14 protein-coding genes are annotated in these 18,491 nt (G+C 45.6%); 5 read left to right on the top strand and 9 right to left on the bottom strand.

Going from position 1 to position 18,491, the window contains the following annotated elements:
- The first annotated feature begins 72 nt into the window (after positions 1 to 72).
- Positions 73 to 1,050, top strand: a complete 978-nt coding sequence (locus tag MZO41_RS08905) for a polyprenyl synthetase family protein (RefSeq protein ID WP_003644123.1) — start codon at positions 73 to 75, stop codon at positions 1,048 to 1,050.
- Positions 1,051 to 1,239: 189 nt separating this feature from the next.
- Positions 1,240 to 2,217: a L,D-transpeptidase family protein gene (locus MZO41_RS08900; protein ID WP_013355360.1), complete on the top strand. Its 978-nt coding sequence runs from the start codon at positions 1,240 to 1,242 to the stop codon at positions 2,215 to 2,217.
- Positions 2,218 to 2,221: 4 nt separating this feature from the next.
- On the opposite strand, the gene MZO41_RS08895 is transcribed toward MZO41_RS08900, so the two are convergent.
- From MZO41_RS08895 to MZO41_RS08875, 5 genes are all read right to left on the bottom strand, one after another.
- Complete coding sequence (locus MZO41_RS08895; RefSeq protein WP_003646280.1) at positions 2,222 to 2,326, bottom strand: hypothetical protein; 105 nt, start codon at positions 2,324 to 2,326, stop codon at positions 2,222 to 2,224.
- A 96-nt stretch (positions 2,327 to 2,422) separates the two neighbouring features.
- A complete protein-coding gene (gene cydC, locus MZO41_RS08890) occupies positions 2,423 to 4,183 on the bottom strand; it encodes a thiol reductant ABC exporter subunit CydC (protein WP_252129674.1) in 1,761 nt (586 codons plus the stop codon).
- The gene (gene cydD / locus MZO41_RS08885; RefSeq protein WP_003644120.1) at positions 4,183 to 5,916 is read right to left on the bottom strand and encodes a thiol reductant ABC exporter subunit CydD; all 1,734 of its coding nucleotides are present in this window, start codon (positions 5,914 to 5,916) and stop codon (positions 4,183 to 4,185) included. The genes cydC and cydD overlap by 1 nt, the downstream gene beginning before the upstream one ends.
- Before the next feature lie 128 nt (positions 5,917 to 6,044).
- Positions 6,045 to 7,040 carry a cytochrome d ubiquinol oxidase subunit II gene (gene cydB, locus MZO41_RS08880; protein WP_003641325.1) on the bottom strand — a complete coding sequence of 332 codons (996 nt, stop codon included), beginning with the start codon at positions 7,038 to 7,040 and terminating at the stop codon, positions 6,045 to 6,047.
- Entirely contained in the window at positions 7,033 to 8,472 is a 1,440-nt protein-coding gene (locus tag MZO41_RS08875; RefSeq protein ID WP_003641324.1) for a cytochrome ubiquinol oxidase subunit I, read from the bottom strand. The genes cydB and MZO41_RS08875 overlap by 8 nt, the downstream gene beginning before the upstream one ends.
- 424 nt (positions 8,473 to 8,896) lie before the next feature.
- On the opposite strand from MZO41_RS08875, the gene MZO41_RS08870 reads away from it, so the two are divergent.
- On the top strand, positions 8,897 to 11,602 hold the full coding sequence (locus MZO41_RS08870) for a serine aminopeptidase domain-containing protein (protein WP_011101263.1): 2,706 nt from the start codon (positions 8,897 to 8,899) through the stop codon (positions 11,600 to 11,602).
- 71 nt (positions 11,603 to 11,673) lie between these two features.
- Entirely contained in the window at positions 11,674 to 11,850 is a 177-nt protein-coding gene (locus MZO41_RS08865; RefSeq protein ID WP_003644118.1) for a hypothetical protein, read from the top strand.
- 92 nt (positions 11,851 to 11,942) lie between these two features.
- On the opposite strand, the gene MZO41_RS08860 is transcribed toward MZO41_RS08865, so the two are convergent.
- The 4 genes from MZO41_RS08860 to MZO41_RS08845 form a co-directional block, all read right to left on the bottom strand.
- The gene (locus tag MZO41_RS08860; RefSeq protein WP_003644117.1) at positions 11,943 to 12,524 is read right to left on the bottom strand and encodes an ECF transporter S component; all 582 of its coding nucleotides are present in this window, start codon (positions 12,522 to 12,524) and stop codon (positions 11,943 to 11,945) included.
- 120 nt (positions 12,525 to 12,644) lie between these two features.
- Positions 12,645 to 14,072: an amino acid permease gene (locus MZO41_RS08855; RefSeq protein ID WP_003641320.1), complete on the bottom strand. Its 1,428-nt coding sequence runs from the start codon at positions 14,070 to 14,072 to the stop codon at positions 12,645 to 12,647.
- Positions 14,073 to 14,573: 501 nt separating this feature from the next.
- The gene (locus MZO41_RS08850; protein WP_003644116.1) at positions 14,574 to 15,545 is read right to left on the bottom strand and encodes an AEC family transporter; all 972 of its coding nucleotides are present in this window, start codon (positions 15,543 to 15,545) and stop codon (positions 14,574 to 14,576) included.
- 41 nt (positions 15,546 to 15,586) lie between these two features.
- Positions 15,587 to 17,230 carry a malolactic enzyme gene (locus tag MZO41_RS08845; protein ID WP_003644115.1) on the bottom strand — a complete coding sequence of 548 codons (1,644 nt, stop codon included), beginning with the start codon at positions 17,228 to 17,230 and terminating at the stop codon, positions 15,587 to 15,589.
- Between the two features lie 174 nt (positions 17,231 to 17,404).
- Between MZO41_RS08845 and MZO41_RS08840 the strand changes: the two genes are divergently transcribed.
- Complete coding sequence (locus MZO41_RS08840; protein ID WP_003641317.1) at positions 17,405 to 18,307, top strand: LysR family transcriptional regulator; 903 nt, start codon at positions 17,405 to 17,407, stop codon at positions 18,305 to 18,307.
- Positions 18,308 to 18,491: the final 184 nt, after the last annotated feature.

Raw genomic sequence — 18,491 nt, 5'->3', positions numbered from 1 at the left:
TGTGACTGGCTGCAAGTGTTGGCGTCAAAACGTCCCGGAGCCATCTCTCAAATAAAGCGGGGTATTTTGATTATGATGCAAACCATTTGGCAACCGGAAAGTCTTGTCGCAAAGGAGCTAGCAGCGCTGAAGCCGTATCTAGCTACTAACGTAAAAATTGATAACGCCGCCATTAATGACCGCGTACACGACTTACTCGCTGCGGGTGGTAAGTTTTTACGCCCGGGCTTCTTTTACTTGTTTAGTCAATTTGGACCGGATCATAACACGGCCCGGTTACGTGCTGGCGCAGCGGCTATGGAACTACTACACGTGGCGACACTGATTCACGATGATGTAATTGATGAATCGCCAGAACGCCGCCATGTGACAACGATCCACCAAGACTACGGTCAACGTAATGCTATTTACGCCGGTGATCTGCTGTTTACCTGCTATTTCGATCAAGTCCTGATTGCTGCCAAGACAGCTGACGACGTTAAAATCAATACTGCGGCGATGCGAGCCATCCTCCAAGGCGAACTGGATCAAATGGCACATAACTTCGATCCGACGACCACGGTCGATGACTACTTAGCAATTGCTCGTGGCAAAACGGCCCGTCTGTTCAGCCTCAGTTGTGAACAAGGTGCCCACTTCGCGGGTGCCGACGCAAGCGTCGTTAAACTAGCGCAACAGATTGGTGAAAGGATGGGGTTAGCCTACCAGATGTTAGATGACGTCCTTGACTACGCCGGTGATGAGGCCTTAACTCAAAAGCCGGTGCTTAATGACTTACGGGACGGCGTTTATTCACTGCCACTTATCTACGCCCTGACCGCTGAACCACAATTGGCCGAACAATTACCCCAACCCGGCGACCACATCAGTAATGAACAGCTACTGACAATTCGCGATCAGGTCATTGCTTTGGGGGGCGTTACCCAGGCACAACAATTGGCTACTCACTATACCAAAACCGCACTGAACCTAATCGATCAGCTACCAACTGGTGAAACACAACAAACTTTACGCCGGCTAGTGACTGAATTACTGGTTCGCAACCATTAATACACAAATTAAATCAGCGCGTCAAAGTAACCTATTACTCTGACGCGCTGATTTTTCAGCTACAACCATTACTCACCCTACACCGCCGCGATTTAGTCAAAATTGTTATCCATTCCGCCGAAATAAATAGTATTATAGTGTTTGTATAAAAATTGTAATAACGGGGCTATTTTTACTAGGAGGGGTTTCATGAAAAAGATTGTTAATTGGTTGCTGGGGAGCGTACTAATGATCGCAGCGGTCACAATGCTAAGTTCAGTATCTGCGAATGCCAGCACTTACTATCATCGCACGCCAACGCGGGCAACGGCTAGAAAGGCCTATTATACGACCGATACCAAATCACATACCTTTAGGGCTAATGGTAATTATAATCGTTGGACATTCAGGGCCAATCATGATTTGAAGAACTATCGCAACACCGTCTGGACAACGACTCAGCAAACTGATATTATCATGCACGGCAAAAAGGTTCGTTACTACTGGGTTCACAATAGCAAGAATGGGGCCACTGGCTGGATTTGGAGTGGCTACTTAAAGCCAGTTAAAGCCAAAGCTGCCACCCCATCCGAAGCAACACTCGTCTCCAGAATGCGCGTGTCCAAAAAGGCTCAGCAAATCGTGACGGTCATTCAAAATGGCTCATCCACGGCCACTCTTAAACTTTGGCAAAAAACCAATCGCGGCTGGAAGAATACACTAACTTCCGCAAGTCGCATCGGGGCCGCTGGCATCGGCAATTCTCACGAAGGCAGCAGTACCACACCCAAAGGCGTTTATCACTTAAGCTTCGCATTTGGTAAAGCTGCCAGTGCAAGAACTAGTGGTATGGCCTATCGACAGATCAACCGGAAATCTTACTGGATTGAAGATCCACATGACCGGAAATATAACACTTGGCAGAACCGAAACTGGGCCAATAATAAGAACGAGCATCTGATCGATTACACGAAGGCCGCGCCCCACAATCAGTATCAATTAGCGATTGTGATGGACAATCACGGTCAGCATAATGGCTCGGGCTTCTTTATTCACGTCAAGAATCAATGGGCAACGGCTGGTTGCGTCTCAATCAATTACAATGATGTACGGACCTTACTCAGCCGCTTAGGCACGAAAGCCTACGTGGTCGACGTTCAGAATCGGGCACAATTACAAAATTACTAACAGGTTAAATCATAACCTGGCGATTAATTGCATATAAAAAGGACTTGGTCACAGCGACCAAGTCCTTTTTACGCTCTAAATCGGCGGTGTAATCAGTAATGGTCATCATGACCACTACATTCGTAGGCTGAATACCCATTCAGCGCAGTAATTAAAAGTCTGTTTCACAAGCCCAAGGTGCACGTGAGGACTGCTATCAACCGGATTACCGATCATTGTTCGCATCATCACGCCCTTGATCCAAATCATAAAGGCGTTTAAACCGCGGTGCGTTCGCATACAATTCGCTCGGCGTACCGGCCATATCGAATTGACCATCTTCCAAGAAGCAAACTTGGTCGACATGGTTGACCCCGGCCAAATGGTGCGTGACCCACAGAATCGTCTTATCATGCAAGACCCGGAACACCGTGGTCAGCAAATGGGCCTCGGTAATCGGATCAAGACTAACTGTCGGTTCATCTAAAATGATGATGGGCGCATCTTGTAATAAGATGCGGGCTAGCGCGAGCCGTTGTCGTTCGCCACCAGAAAAGCGCGCACCGCCCTCTTCTACAACTGTCTCGTAACCATCGGGGAGCGTGTCGATCAAGGGCGCTAACTCGACTGCTGCTAGTGCGGCTTTAACTTGTTCGTCAGTCGCTTGCAAGTTACCCATCCGCACATTGTTCATAATCGTGGTATTGAACAAGTACGGCTGCTGATCCAAGACGCCGAATAACTGGGCGCGCTCATTTTGTAACCGTGTGATGGGCACATCATTCAATTGAACCGTCCCACTATCCGGTGTCAGGTCACCTAAAATCAGCTTGAGCAAGGTACTCTTTCCCGTTCCGGAAGGTCCTAGCAGGGCTAACTTTTCACCGGCTTTTAAAGTCAGATTCAAACCGTCAAAAATCGCGTGACCACCTTCCGCATATTTAAAGTCAAGGTACGCAATACGCAATACTTGAAATGGCTCCGTTAAGACTGTCTGATCGTGTTCATCTTCAGGCGTGGTGTCTAAGGCGTTGACTCGTTTGATTGACCGTTGATAACTTGGCCACTCACTAACACCCTGACTAACAGACTGCATGGCATCGACCAACGGGAATACGGAGAGGACAAACGCCGCAATCCAATTGGAACTAGCCGCATTCGTTGTCCAGTAAAAACTACTCCAGATCAAGAGCGCCAAACAAATCACCCCGAAAATGATCTGAATCGTAAAATCTCGCCACCACTGAAAGCGATGGTCCTGTTTACGAAGTGCCGCAATTGCTTCGATAGGCTGGGTTTGCCGCTCATAGAAATCCGTTTGACGTCCGGCAATCAACCAATCACCGAGTCCCATTACCGAATCAGTCAGCTGCGTATAAAAGCCCTGTTGAATCTGACGACTGCGTGATTCACGAGCACCATTCAGTAAGACCGACCATAGCGGCATTACCACAACGACCAATCCTAACATCAACAACATCAATAGCCCGAACCACCAGCTAAAGTAGCCCAGACCAATCACAATCACTAGCGTCATCAACCAGGCAATCACCGTTGGAAAAACGGTCCGTAAATATAAATTTTCAATATGGTCAATATCGTCAGCTAAAATGCTCAGGACATCACCAGTCTGGAAATTTTGGCGAATCGCTACGGCGTGCTTGGCGACGGATTGGTACAGTTTCTTACGAAAATCTGACACGATCCGTAGCACCCAGTTATGACTCGTAATTCGCTCCGCATAGCGAAAGGCAGGCCGACCAATCCCAAACGCTCTCGTTAGAACGATTGGCACATAAATCATCAGAATATTATACGGGTGTCGTGCGGCTTTACTGATCAAGTAGCCCGAGTTGAACATCAGCGCTGAACCGCAGAAAAATGTCATTAGACCCAAAAACAGTGTCAGGGCTAGTAACTTTTTATACTTGCGCAAATACGGCATGACCCAAGTATCATTTTTAAAAGTTGCCAAAAAATCTTTCATTAGATCGCACCTACCATTTCATCACGTAACCGAACGTACGCCCCGTCATGCGCGGCCAATTCCGTCGGTGTCCCTTGTTCAACGATTTCCCCATGATCCATCACTAACACGTAATCCATCTGATTAATCCAGTGTAACCGGTGAGTCGCAAAGAAAACTAAGTGATTATCAAGTACGGGTAAAATCGTCGTTTTCAGTTCCGCTTCAGTTTCAATATCCAAGTGGGCAGTTGGTTCATCAAATAACAGAACTCGCCGCGAGTCGTCAAGAAAGGCCCGCGCCAAAGCAATCCGTTGCGCCTGACCACCACTGACACCACGGGAGCCTTCACCAATCGCCGTATCCAACCCCGCTGGTAACGTTGCAATCCAGGCCGTTAATCCAGCGTTTTCAGCAGCTCGTTCAATCGCTTGACGTGAAGCGTCTGGCTGATAAAAAGCGATGTTCTCTGCTAACGTTGCATGGAACAGATATGGGTTTTGCGGAATGTAGAAAAAGCTCTGCTGCCAGGCGTCCTGGCTCAAATGCGAGACTGTTTGCCCGTTGACTTGAATTTTACCCTGATCAGCGACCGGGGTTAGAAAGCCACCTAACAAATTGATCAAAGTTGATTTGCCGGAGCCGGATGCCCCAATAATCCCGATCCGTTGGTAACCATGCACATCAATATTAATGTGTTTTAAGGCCAGCTGATCATCATCATACTTAAAATCAACGTCATGTAAGCTTAACGTACTATCACTTTGCCATTGCACAGGCTGAGTACCGAGCTGTTGACGTTCAGTTGGCACCGGCAAAGCTAGCATCTTCTGGACATCCGCAAACGCATTCTTGCCATTTAAAGTGGCATGATAATCATTAGCAAATGTTCGTAATGGCAAGAAATAGTCTGGCGATAAGACCAAAATAACCAACGCTGGTAGCAACGTAATCGTGCCGTTAATCAAACCAAAACCAAGGAAGACCGCGACAACCGCAATCGATAAGGTCGTGAAGAAATCCAAGGCGAAAGTCGATAACATCGCAATCTTGATGACCGCCATCGTTTGCTTACGATAACCTTCACTAACCTGATAAACGTTGTCAGCGTACCGTTTGCTCAGTCCTAACTGCTTCAAGGTCGGTAAACCGCGCAGCGTATCAACGAAGTGATTAGACATCCGTTGATAGCCCACGTACTGCTTATCCGCTTTAGCTTGAGCGGCATAGCCCAAAATAATCATAAATAGAATAATTAATGGAAAAATTGCCAGTAGAAAAAGGGCCTCACGCCAGCGCAACCACGCGATGTAAATTAAAATGATCCACGGGATAACCATCATGTCGATTACTTTAATCACAACCAACATTAAGTATGTCTGAACTTTATCGATACCTTCAAGCGCTGTCGTCACCACGTTACCAGTCCCAGTCTTAGCTACATAACTTGGGCCGAGTTGGTATAACTTCTGCATCACTTTACGCCGCAAGTCACCCGTCGTCTGTTCGACTAACGGGTACATCACACGATTTTTAATGACGACCAGTAACTGCCGTCCGACCCAAGCTAATGCGAACCATAGCATGGGCTGACTGATCGACGCTAATGAATGCAAGTGCCACAGTCCAACAATCGCCACTGATAGATAGTAGGCCTGAAAGACAATACAAATACCCTCGACGATGGCCAATAACCCTAAAATCGTGGCTGCTCGGCGCATCCCTGGTAGTTTAAATAATGCCGGATCAAACACATTCGATCACTCCCTACTTAAAATGAACGGGGTCGCACCCTGGCACTTGGCCAAGGTCGCGACCCCGTTGGTGCTGTTAAATTAATTGTACCACCGCACCAGTGATACTGTCGTCATCTGCATTTGAATTACGATGCCAACCGTTTATAGAAGACCCAGTAACTCCAAATAAAGTAGATCAACATAATCGGTAATACCGATAATGAGATTACAGTCATCAGATGCAACGTATATGGTGAATTAGACGCATCTTTAATCAGAATGCTGTATGCAGAATTGTTCGCCACCATGACACGTGGGAATAGTCCATTGAACAGGAGCACGACCACGTCGATCAGTGAGAGACCACTGCTAATAAATGAGAGCCATTCATGATTTCCATAAACACCCCAAGTTGCCAAGACCGTCAAAGCCACTAAGGCGACCACTAAAATCGTGGTTGAGATTGGTTTCTTGGTAAAGAAATCGGTGTTAAAGAACAGCAGAATTGCGAAGACAACTTCACCGGCAAACAGGACCCAGTATAACGGTTTGGCCCACTGAAGCGCCCGTTCACGCAACGTCCCGGTCGTCTTCAGACGAATAAAGTTTAACCCGTGCAAATAGCAGAGTAACGTTACGGCAACCCCACCAACGATTGAGAACAAGTTCACGTAATCGGTGAAGTGGGCAGTCATATCGCCATTGGCATTGATTGGCATCCCTTTGACCAAAGCAGTAAACATCATCCCAAATAGGAAGGCAGCAAAGAAACTACCTAGGGCTGCGGCCCATTCCCAGAAATTCCGGCCGGCGTCACTTTCCATCCGGCTTCTAAATTCAAATGAGACCCCTCGCATAATGAGGGCCACTAGAATCAACAATAAGATAAGATAGAATCCGGAGAATAAGGAAGCATACCACATTGGGAACGACGCAAACATCGCCCCACCAGCAGTGATCAACCACACTTCATTGGCATCCCAATGTGGGCCAATCGTATGAATCACAACATCGCGCTCAGCGCGTGTTTGGGCTAAGCTCTTAATCGTCATCCCAACCCCGAAGTCAAAACCTTCAAGGAAGAAGAAACCACTAAATAGAACGCCCACCAGAATAAACCATAAGAATTGTAGATTACTCATGACTGAACGCCTCCTTACCATAAGGATCGTACGGTGCGTCATCGCTAGCTTGTAACAAATCATCAGGGCCTTGGTGTAAGGCACGCCGTGATAAGACGATCATGACAATGCCTAAGCCACTGAACAAGCAGAAGTACACGATGTTAGAGATCAGCAACGAAGCGACACTAACATTTGGTGAAACGGCATCTGCAATCGTCAGTAAACCATAAACAACCCATGGATAACGACCTAATTCAGTAATCAGCCACCCGGCCGTGTTTGCGGCGAATGGTAAGAACGTACAGATTCCTAGTACCCACAGGAACCAGCGCTGCCGCTCAATCAGCGTTGACTTTGCACGGTTGAAGTATAGACCGATAATGGCAATCAGTGCGAAGAGCCCACCAGCTACCGTCATGACCCGGAAGCTCCAGAAAAGCGTCTTTGTTGGCACGTAGTAGTTCATGTCCTTACCAAATTTCTTGTCATACTTGGCATGAAGTTCCTTGTTAAGGGTATTTTGTCCCTTCACATTACCGGACAACTTATGATAGCTTAAAATATCCAACACATACGGGATTTCAATCGACCAGTTGGCCTTATGGTTCTTAGTATCCATCCCTTCAATAACTGCCCATGAAGCTGGCGAGCCGGAATCCTTATATAAGCCTTCCGTTGCGGCAAACTTCATCGGTTGTTCTTTAATGATGTAACGCGTCTGTAAATCTCCCATTCCAATCACACCGATGGAAGCAACCAGGCCAACGATTAAACTGACCTTGATCGATTTGCGGAAGAACGTGACGTTTTTCTTTTTGAGTAACGCAAACGCCGCCATCCCAGCAACCACAAATGAGCCGGTAACAAACGCCCCAAACAACACATGTGGTAATTCATACCAGAGCTGTTCGTTCTTGACGACTGCTGCAAAGCTCGTCATCTGTGCACGACCAGTCTTGGTATTGATCATGAAACCAACTGGATTTTGCATGAAACTGTTCGCTGCTAAAATCCACATCGCGGAAATCATCGTCCCAATCGACGTTAGCCAGATAAACGCACAGTGGAGCTTGGCATTAAACCGATCCCAACCAAACATCCATAACCCAATAAACGTGGATTCCATAAAGAAGGCAACTAACGCTTCAATCGCTAGTGGCGCCCCAAAAATGTCACCCATAAACCGTGAATAATCAGACCAGTTCATCCCAAATTGGAATTCTTGTATAATCCCTGTCACGACACCAACGGCAAAGCTAAGTAAGAAAATGCGGCCCCAAAATTGTGCCATGTGCTTGTACATGATGTCTTTTTTGACAACATACACCGTTTCCATGATGGCAACAACCAAGGCTAAGCCGATTGATAATGGCACAAAGAAGAAATGAAACACCGTGGTCATCGCGAACTGAAAGCGCGCCAAGGATAAAATACTTAATCCGAGATTCATAATGGTCCCCCCTTTATTAATTTATTCCCTACGAAAGCGGAAACACTTTATTCACCTTTCATAATAGCAAGTGATAAGTGAAATTTCAATCAATCTCAACTTTTATTCCCAAAATAGTCAAAGCCGCTAATTTTCAAGGCCACTATTAGTACGCTTATTCGTTTGTAAGTTCACATTTTGCAATCTGGCATCTGCTGGTAAAATCACGCGTGACTCCCGCGAATAACTGAGCTTGTCGCATCATAAAAATCAATCATCGTACTCAATCAGTTAACAAATTAGTTCATACAATAAACAACTGATGCCGTTATTAAAAAAGCACCTCATTTAACAAGTTTAGCCCGCGAAAACGCAAACAAGCCTGGGTTGTCGTGCTATATTTTAAAACGTGCAATAGAATAAAACGTTACGAGGAGTAAATATAATGAAAAGGAATTCACAACAATCAACCACCGTTGATCATTATAAAATGTTCAAAGATGGCAAACATTGGGTTTACGCGGGGATTACCATTGCGGGGCTCGGTAGTACGTTAATGCTGACGACTAACGCCTTAGCAGCAACGGCTACCCCCGTTAGTGCCACGACCACTTCTGCGGCCAACGCCCCAGCTAGCGTTGCCAGTCAACTCAGCCAAGCCGCCGGGGCAACGGCAACCGAGTCAACCACGACAAGTAGCATGACTACTGGTGAAGACAGTAATACCACGTCAAATACCGACAGCAGCGCTACCACTGACACCAATCAAATTACGACTAGTACTAACGCTACTGAGACTAGCGCGACTGAACAAGCCACAAGTGCAGCGTCAGCTACCGACCAAGCTAGTGAGGTTGCTAACAGTGCGAGTGGCACAGTAACTAGTCAGACGACCAGCGCTACTAATTCGACGGCAGCCAATACCATAAGTGGTAACGAACAGGCCGCTAGCTCAGCGACGAGTGACGCTACTCAAGTCACGGATATGGTGACAGCCACGACTAAATCAACGACCGATTCAGCTATTGATTCAACTGATGATACGAGTACCAACACCAATTCGACCGCTGCGGCAACGCCAACTAGTGTGGCGACGACCAGCGCGGCTAGTGCCGCGACAAGTGACAGCGGTCATGGCTTAATCTACGAAACCAACGACACGACTGGCAATCAAAAGAGTACGGTCACCATTACACAAAGTGGCCCTTACAGTGTGACCTGGAAAAAAGTTACTACCTCTGATAAGACGGACACCACCACGGTCACGTTAGATGCCAGTGATATTGTGGCCGTCGTTAATACGATCAAGGACTTAGCAAATCAAGCAGCGACCCCGTCTGGAAAAGAACAATTAGCAGCAGCCAAAGCCAAACTGACGACAATTCTTGACGAGTTGAAAGAGCTCCCCACAGATATCGCCAGCACGATCGTGGGTAATGTACTCTACCCAATCGTCTTCACGGGAACTGGCTCAGAAGCCCTATCTAATTTACGTACTGAAATGAACCAGCACCGCTATGACATCTCCAATACGTGGACCGGCCTCGATCCAGTCGCTTATGCTGCTGACCGGGCTGCGGCCGAAGAATATTACCCGACAACGGTTACTTGGTGGGATAACGTTACCAAAGAAACCTGGACCCTGCCTGAATACAATGACCCGACGCAGTCTGTCCGTGCTTACTATATTCAAAATGGTGATTCCACCAAGACCGTCATCATCGGCCAAGGTTGGACGGAACATGTTGATTGGATCGGCTACGTTTCAAAAATTTGGTATGACATGGGTTATAACGTCCTCATGCCGAGTCAACGTGGGCAGTTCCTAAGTGACGGTGATAACTTAACGTTTGGTTATCAGGACAAGTATGACTGGCTGAATTGGGTTAAGATGGTCGACGAACGCAATGGCGCCGACAGTCAAGTCGTCTTTTATGGTCAATCATTAGGTGCCGACACCGTGTTAGAAGCAGCCTCAGTTCCTGGACTTTCAAAATCCGTTAAAGCAGTTGTGTCGGACGCCGGGTACGCAACCTTACCAGAACTAGGTAGTTCGCTATACAACAAAGCCATCACCGCCGTTTCAAACGCACTTCAATCCATTGGTCTGCCAGCCATCACGAGCCTGCCCTTCTTATCCTATGATAAAATCGTGGCCGCGATGAACGCTCGTTTGATCAAGGAACAAGGTTTCAGTGTCGATGACTTATCAGCAACCGATGCAGCTAGCAAAATCACTATCCCGTTACTCTTGATCCACACGCAAGACGACGCCTTCATTCCATATACTCAATCATTGGAATTAGCGGCCGCCAATCATTCTGCCAACCAAGAAGTTTGGATCTTACCAGGGACTGTCGGTGGTCACGCTGCGGCTAATAACGCGATCCTACAATACCGCCAACACTTGTTAGCTTTCTTAACACCATTGCTATCCGTAGCGGATGCTGAAGATGAAGCAGTTGATGTTGATCAAGTAACGGATAATCGTAATCAGGGAGCGGCTGACAACGGTACAACGACCGATTCCACAGCACAGGACAATGTTACCGATGAAACGACGGCTGACGAGGCCATCAGCGACCATCAAACTATCGTGGATAACACGACCACTGACACTACCAACATAACTAGTGATACAACACCAGACACGACCAATCATGCGAAACCTAATGATGATTCAACGACTAGTTACGTTGACTTGAACGACACGGATAACGCAGTGGATAATGATTCCGACACGGCGGTTGACGCAACACGTGCGACGACCACTGTGAACCAGACAAGCACTATCGATCAGAGCAGCGTGATTAAGGGCCAAGTCAGTGATTCAATTATGGTCAGTTCAAACGCCACGACTAACACTGACTGGTTAGTTAATCACGATGACAGCGGTTCGGCCGTCACGGCTAGTCTGCTTCAAGATTATAGTGACCAGGAAGCAAGTGTGACGACGCCAGCCACGGTATCTGCCACAACAACTAATACTGACAGTGCCGACTTAGTTGCCGTCTCCTCACCAGCATCCAAAGCCACAACTGAGCTCCCGCAGACCGACGAAACAACTCAGTCATGGCTCGCAACGCTGGGTACCAGTCTCTTAGCCCTAGCAACGGGGATTTGGGCCCAAGTTCGGCGACGTTTTAATTAGTGAACTTTTACCTGTTACGTCCACTGGTGTGTTATCCTTAATAAAACTATCGTGCGAAAAGAGGCATCATCATGGATATTGGAACACAAGTGACGTTCATTTTGGAAGGCCAGAATTATACCGGGACCATTGCGAAAAGTTACACTAATTCGTATTTAATCACCTTTACAAGTCCTGATCCAGCCATCGTTGATAAGTATCACAACAAAGTAATTATTAGTCAGAAACAAGTTCAAGCCGTTAAATAGCGATTTAAAACAGCCACCCTTGAAATTCAGGAGATTTCAAGGGTGGCTGTTTTAAATTTGAATTGATTCAAGCTAGCTGTCACTTTAGCGACTTATTTTTTAAAACGTAGTAATGGTGTCCCGATCAGTGGTGTGAGAATTCCAGCTAAAATCGCTTCCGGAATCCCATTCGAGGCCACGATCGTTAACAAGTACGGCATTAGTTTGCTCAAATTAACTTGATAAAAGCCGGCTGCTTGATGACTATAGAGTAGCCCAATCAAACCTAAGACTAGAATCGTGTTCGTTAATGCCCCGGCCACGCCCGCCAGCGTCATCCCCAACACTTTTTGATGCCGCTTCTGAAACCAAATAAAGACCCAACCGGCTATCAAACCGACGAGAATCCGGGGTATCACCGAAATCAATGGATTGGTAAATACGATTGGTGCTAAGGGACTCGTCGGTGCGACGAACGCCCGTATCCACGCAATAATTCCCCATGCGCCCCCAATAATTGCCCCATCACGCGGTCCCAAGACCACGGCGGCCAGGATAACCGTCACGTGAATTGTCGTAATACTCAATCCTGGTAATGGAATGTACCCAAAAAACGGAACAATATTCTGAATGATCACGATTGCCATTAGTACCGCTAATACACTGATATGATAGGCGTTTGAACGTCTCTGCATCATCAGCCACCTCAACTCTCTTTACCTTATGAATTATGCGCTTAATTATAGCATATCCCAAAGCTTAGTAGCCGCGAAAAGAATGGGTGCTTACCCGCCCCGGTAAGCACCCACTATTAATTACGATTTTGATTCTTTGGCACGTAACCCTGCTCGAATACGGGAGTGCCGATAACTATAGGCAAAGTAAATCACGATGCCAATAACCAGCCAAATACCAAACATATGCCACGTAAATGCCTGCAAATTAAGCATCAGGTAGACACATGCGAGGAACGAGACAACTGGTAACACTGGATAAAATGGTACTTTAAATGAACTATTGATTTGTTGTAGCGTTTCGTGTCGACGCAGGAAGACAACACCGATAGACACCATAGCGAATGCAAATAGCGTTCCAATATTGACTAACTCCGCAATTTTATCTAATGGAATCACAGCCGCAAATACACTGGCAATAATGCCAAAAATCCAAGTACTCTTAACTGGCACTTTGGTATGGGGACTGACCGTCCGAAAGACTTTCGGTAACAACCCATCCCGGCTAATCGCAAACAGTAACCGGGTCCCACCATATAACATGACAATCAAAACGGTCGTCATACCGACAACGGCACCCAGTGACACAATCCCCGCCGCCCAGTTTTGATGAATGACGGCTAAGGCATACGCCACGGGATCACCCACGTTAAGCTTACTGTAATGCACGACCCCGACCAGAACGGCGGCCATTGCCACGTATAAAATCGATGCTACGACTAACGAACCGACAATTCCGATTGGCATATTACGCTTAGGATTTTTCACTTCTTCTGAAGCAGTCGACACCGCATCAAACCCAATATACGCGTAGAATGCTAACGACGCGCCTTTGACCAGTCCGCTAACACCATGGGGCATGAACGGATGATAATTGGCAGGTTTCACAAAGAAAATTGCCACGCCAATGAAAAGAACAATCACTAGAATCTTAACGATTACCATAATTGAATTGACCCGTGTTGACTCTTGTAACCCACCGACCAATAACAGTGAGACGGCCAAAACCACGACAAAAGCAATTAAGTTGAATCCAGCACCACTGACACCGGCAGTACCAGCTGCGGCGGTCAGAAATGTTGGTAGTTTTAGGCCAAAGCCGCTCATTAAATTCTGAAAGTACGATGACCAACTTACCGCCACCGAAGATACCGCGAATAAATATTCTGAGATCAGAGACCAACCAAGAATCCACGCTAAGAATTCCCCAAAAACGGTATAAACGTAAGTATAGGCACTCCCCGCCAAGGGAATGGTTGAAGAAAATTCAGCGTAACATAATGCGGCCAACGAACACACGACCGCAGCAATCACAAATGAGAGCATGGCAGCCGGACCGGCATACTTAGCGGCGATAATTCCGGGTGTGATAAAAATCCCAGAACCCACGATTGCGCCAACACCCATCATGGTTAAACTAAATGCGCTCAACGTCTTTTCGAGGCCACCCTTATTAAAATTAGCTGGATTGACTGATTTTTTAACCAGCAATCGTTGTGATGCTTTCATCCGGTACGCCTCCTAATCAAAATCTTAATAATGCAACGTTGTTAATTCTATTAATTTTTGTGCAATTAGTCAAGTAAATCTAACAATTTCAATCAATTCCTAATTGAATCCTTTCAAGGCAGCACTTTACAGCATTGGTTATTTTAAACAAATTTATTAATAATCCATAAGATTCACTAATTTTAATTTAACCGCATTATTATGGGTTACGACTTAACCAACTTTTGTTAATCGCCGCTGAAAACCGAGCTGACCAGTCCCACAGTCATACGTCCCGACTTAAATTTGTTTCTATCATATTCATCTGTTTAAATGCAATCGCCACAAGCTTGTATCTTCAAGCACTCCTTTCGCAAAAAATTAAGGTCGGTCAGCTGAAAGAATTCGACTGATCGACCTTAATTTTGACCTTTAACATATTTTAATCGGGTTCAACTCAAGCAGTTTTGATCAAAAAAGAAGCATCCCGTCTCTTTCAACCGGAATACTTCTAAATAAACTTTAAATATATTGGATCAAGGTCATCAAGACTGGCACAACCACGATGAACAACACGGTACTCGTTGTCACGATGTTAGTGGCGTATTCCACGTCACCATGTGCTTCGTTAGCCAAGATTGGTAACACGGCTAGCATTGGCGTTGCTGATTGAACAATCAAGGTTTGCGATGCTAAGGTTGGGAAACTTGCACCGAGATTGCCAGCAACCATCAAGACAAGAATCATGATGATTGGTGACAAGATGAAGCGACCAATCAACGCAACAATCGTATCACGGTCAAAGCGAATACTCTTCAGACCAGCGTCGGCTAACACGATCCCGATATAAATCAAGGAAAGTGGTGTTACTAAGTTTCCAACGTAAGTCAACGTTGAACTGACAAATGATACCTTCATGATTGGAATATTTAGCAGTAAGAAAATTAATGCAACTAAGAAACCAACCAATGGCATTGGAATGACTTTCTTCCAATCAATCTTGTTATGCGTCTTTTCCTTGGATTTCGTCGGGTCGTCGTTTGAAATCAAGAAGACCCCAAATGCCCATGTCGAAACGGTATTAACAATATAGTAAACAAGGAAATACGTCATACTCTTGTCACCGAACAACGCAATGTTCAAAGGTAACCCAATGAAAATCGTGTTGGCGTTGACGATCGCATTGATGAAAATCCCCTTACGACCTGGACGGACCCGCATAATTTTAACTAGCGCAAAGGCAATCAAGTAGCCAATAATCACGGCTAGAAATGCATATGCCAAGTAACCTGCAAATGATCCTAATTGCCCACGAGTTAGTCGGCTCAGCACAGATACGAAAATCGATGCTGGCAAAGCGATATTTTTGATAAATTTGGAAATTGTTCCAGCAAACTTATCATCAAACCAACCTGCTCGTCGTAGGACGAAACCTAATATCATGATCAAAACGACAACTAAGACGCTTTGAATTGAATTCCATAAAACTCCCATGTGCTCTTATACCCTCTTACAATTCTCTTATTTTACCGACACTATTTGCTGATGGCCCGGTATTCTGGGACCCACTTCATATCAGCAACCGCTTGTTTAGCATCTGCAATTGGTTCTTTGTTGAGCTTCTGATCGATAACACTTTGTGCCACGACTTCAGCTAATTTTTGTGAAAATTCAGTAATTTTCGCAACTGGTGGCAATACTGCGGCACCCGGCTTCGACGTATCAACGATTCCACCTAATGCGTGGCAGGCTGCTGACAAGGTTTCAGCGTTCAGCACCTTGGCTGTTGAAGCAATCAAACCAAATCCTAAACCAGGGTACATCAAGGCGTTGTTTCCTTGACCGATTTGGTAAGTGACACCTTTGTATTCAACATCATCAGCTGGAATCCCAGTCGCAACTAAGGCCCGGCCGTCAGTCCATTTGATTAAGTCTTCCGCTTTAGCTTCCGCTAACTTGGTTGGGTTAGAAAGTGGGAAGATGATTGGCCGTTCCGTGTGCGCCGCCATTTCCTTAATGATGCTTTCAGTAAAGGTACCAGGCTGAGTCGATGTCCCAATCATAACGGTTGGGTGAACGGCTTTAACAACGGCTTCCAAGTTGGTTAATTCGTCGGCGTTGCTAAATTCACTCCGTTTGCGCGTGAAGGCTTTTTGGGCTGGGGTTAAACCTTCCGTGTCGTCAAATAGTAAACCTTGCTTATCAACAGCGTAGAAGTGTTGTTTAGCTTCTTCTTCTGTTAAACCAGCTTGCATCAATTCATCCAAGATTTGGTTGGCAATTCCCATACCGGCCGTTCCGGCACCAAATGATAAGATTTTTTGGTCCTTGATGCTTTCCTTTGAAATGTTCAATGCGCCTAAGATACCAGCTAAAACAACCATCCCGGTTCCTTGGATATCATCGTTAAAGGTTGCGATTTGATCCTTGTACTTGTCCAAGATTACTTGCGCATTGTCGCGACCGAAATCTTCAAAGTGTAACAATGAATCTGGGAATAATTGTTGTTCAGCAGCAACGAACTTGTCGATCACATCATAGTATTGTTCGCCGGAAACACGCTTGTGCCGGTTACCAAGATACAATGGATCATCTAATAATTTCTGGTTGTTTGTTCCAGCATCGATGCTAACTGGCAGTACTTGTGATGGGTCAATGCCGGCAGCGGCGGTGTAAACCATTAATTTACCAATGGCAATATCAACACCGTTAACACCCCAGTCACCCATACCAAGAATACCTTCAGCATCCGTAACAACGACTAACCGAATATCACGGCCGTCCGCTGCATTCTTCAAAGTTGCTTCAATATCTTCAGGTGCATCTACGGAAACAAAGGCCGCATTTTGTGGGTCCAAGAACAATTCATTATATTGTTCAATGGAATCGGCAACGACGGGATCATAAACGATTGGCATAAATTCAACCACGTGTTCATCCATCAAATGGAAGAATAGTGTCCGGTTTTCGTTAAAGAGATTCATTAAGAAAATCCGTTGTTCCAAACGACTGGGCTTGCTCTTGAATTGGGCATAAGCTTGTGTCGCCTGTTCATCAATTGTTTGAACCTTGCTTGGTAACGTCCCCGTCAAACCAAGTGCTTGACGTTCCTCTTTGGTAAAGGCAGTGCCTTTATTTAAGAATGGGTTATTTAAAATTTCACTTGCAGTTTTTGTCATTACTGCGGCCTCCTAATTAATTTACATTTTCATCAATTTTCATTGCTAGGAAAAACGTCCTATCAATTTACAAGTAATACTGTAACGCCAGTAAAATGTTATAGTCAAAACTATGATATGATATAAATATATTAAATAAGGTCGCTACAAAAGCTGATTTAGAAAGGAATAAAAATGAACACAAAAGACTTAGCTTATTTCGATGAATTAATTTCTCAAAAAAATTTTTCAAAAGTTGCGAAAACATTCGGTGTGAGCCAACCAACTGTGACCACCGCAATCAAACGCCTGGAGTCTGAATTCGGGGCACCACTCGTGATTCGTGACCGTGTTAAAAATACGTTACACGTCACTGCTAGTGGGGCGCAACTTGCTGAACACGCTAAAATCGTTTTACATGAGTTACGCCTCGCCCACCAAGAAATCGACAATCTATCCCAAAATCGACTGATTTTAGGATTACCGCCAATTATTGAAAACCATTATTTTCCAAAAATCGGTGCCCGATTGGCCGCGGAAGGGCTATTAGCCGGTCTCGAAACCATTGAGGGGGGCTCGATTTGGCTACGTAACGCTGTGCGGGACGGTCGCGTTGACATGACCCTACTTGGTTCGGTGGAGCCGCTCGCTTACCAAACGTTGATTGCCGAAGAATTTGACCGTCAGCCCTTCTGTATCTACGTGTCCAAACAACATCCGTTAGCACAACGTAAACGGGTCTACTTTAACGAACTACGACGTGAAAAATTTGTTTTCTTTAATAGTAATTTCATCCATAATACGGCCTTCAACAAACTCACGCGCCGGAATCACTTTCGCCCCAACATCGTCTTTCGTTCCAACGATACCCACGTTTTAATGAAATTGATTGGTGAAAATGTCGGCATCGGTTTCTTTACCAAAATCGTCGATCACTACCGTACTGACGTCGTACGACTGGACTTGATGGACATTGAACCCCCTGAATTCATCACAAGCATCGTCTACCGAACAACCCATATTCTGACCCCCGTGCAGCAACAGCTACTGACCATTTTGCACGAAACATTAGCGGTTGACACTGATCAGACCGATTAAGCAAAACTGCACCACCCTTACAGAATAGTCTGTGAGGGTGGTGCAGTTTTCGTAATCAAGACAAATTGGGTCTCTGTCAACCGGTGTTGATGAAGTTATATTTAGAATCCAATTCATTTACGAATTGGGTTCTTTTTTTCGATTTTGATTTTGAACTCAATTTGAATTCGATAAATAAAGTTTT

The sequence above is a fragment of the Lactiplantibacillus sp. C232 genome, assembly GCF_023806725.1.
Lineage (GTDB): Bacteria > Bacillota > Bacilli > Lactobacillales > Lactobacillaceae > Lactiplantibacillus > Lactiplantibacillus plantarum.
Note: the sequence above shows the minus strand (reverse complement) of the source record. Positions and strands in the feature narration are given on the sequence as shown.

Coding starts and splice junctions, on each gene's coding strand:
- cydC (WP_252129674.1), bottom strand. CDS start 4,183: ATGAAAGATTTTTTGGCAACTTTTAAAAATGATACTTGGGTCATGCCG.
- MZO41_RS08845 (WP_003644115.1), bottom strand. CDS start 17,230: ATGACAAAAACTGCAAGTGAAATTTTAAATAACCCATTCTTAAATAAA.
- MZO41_RS08870 (WP_011101263.1), top strand. CDS start 8,897: ATGAAAAGGAATTCACAACAATCAACCACCGTTGATCATTATAAAATG.
- MZO41_RS08875 (WP_003641324.1), bottom strand. CDS start 8,472: ATGAATCTCGGATTAAGTATTTTATCCTTGGCGCGCTTTCAGTTCGCG.
- MZO41_RS08905 (WP_003644123.1), top strand. CDS start 73: ATGATGCAAACCATTTGGCAACCGGAAAGTCTTGTCGCAAAGGAGCTA.
- MZO41_RS08850 (WP_003644116.1), bottom strand. CDS start 15,545: ATGGGAGTTTTATGGAATTCAATTCAAAGCGTCTTAGTTGTCGTTTTG.
- MZO41_RS08865 (WP_003644118.1), top strand. CDS start 11,674: ATGGATATTGGAACACAAGTGACGTTCATTTTGGAAGGCCAGAATTAT.
- MZO41_RS08895 (WP_003646280.1), bottom strand. CDS start 2,326: ATGATGACCATTACTGATTACACCGCCGATTTAGAGCGTAAAAAGGAC.
- MZO41_RS08900 (WP_013355360.1), top strand. CDS start 1,240: ATGAAAAAGATTGTTAATTGGTTGCTGGGGAGCGTACTAATGATCGCA.
- MZO41_RS08855 (WP_003641320.1), bottom strand. CDS start 14,072: ATGAAAGCATCACAACGATTGCTGGTTAAAAAATCAGTCAATCCAGCT.
- cydB (WP_003641325.1), bottom strand. CDS start 7,040: ATGAGTAATCTACAATTCTTATGGTTTATTCTGGTGGGCGTTCTATTT.
- MZO41_RS08840 (WP_003641317.1), top strand. CDS start 17,405: ATGAACACAAAAGACTTAGCTTATTTCGATGAATTAATTTCTCAAAAA.
- MZO41_RS08860 (WP_003644117.1), bottom strand. CDS start 12,524: ATGCAGAGACGTTCAAACGCCTATCATATCAGTGTATTAGCGGTACTA.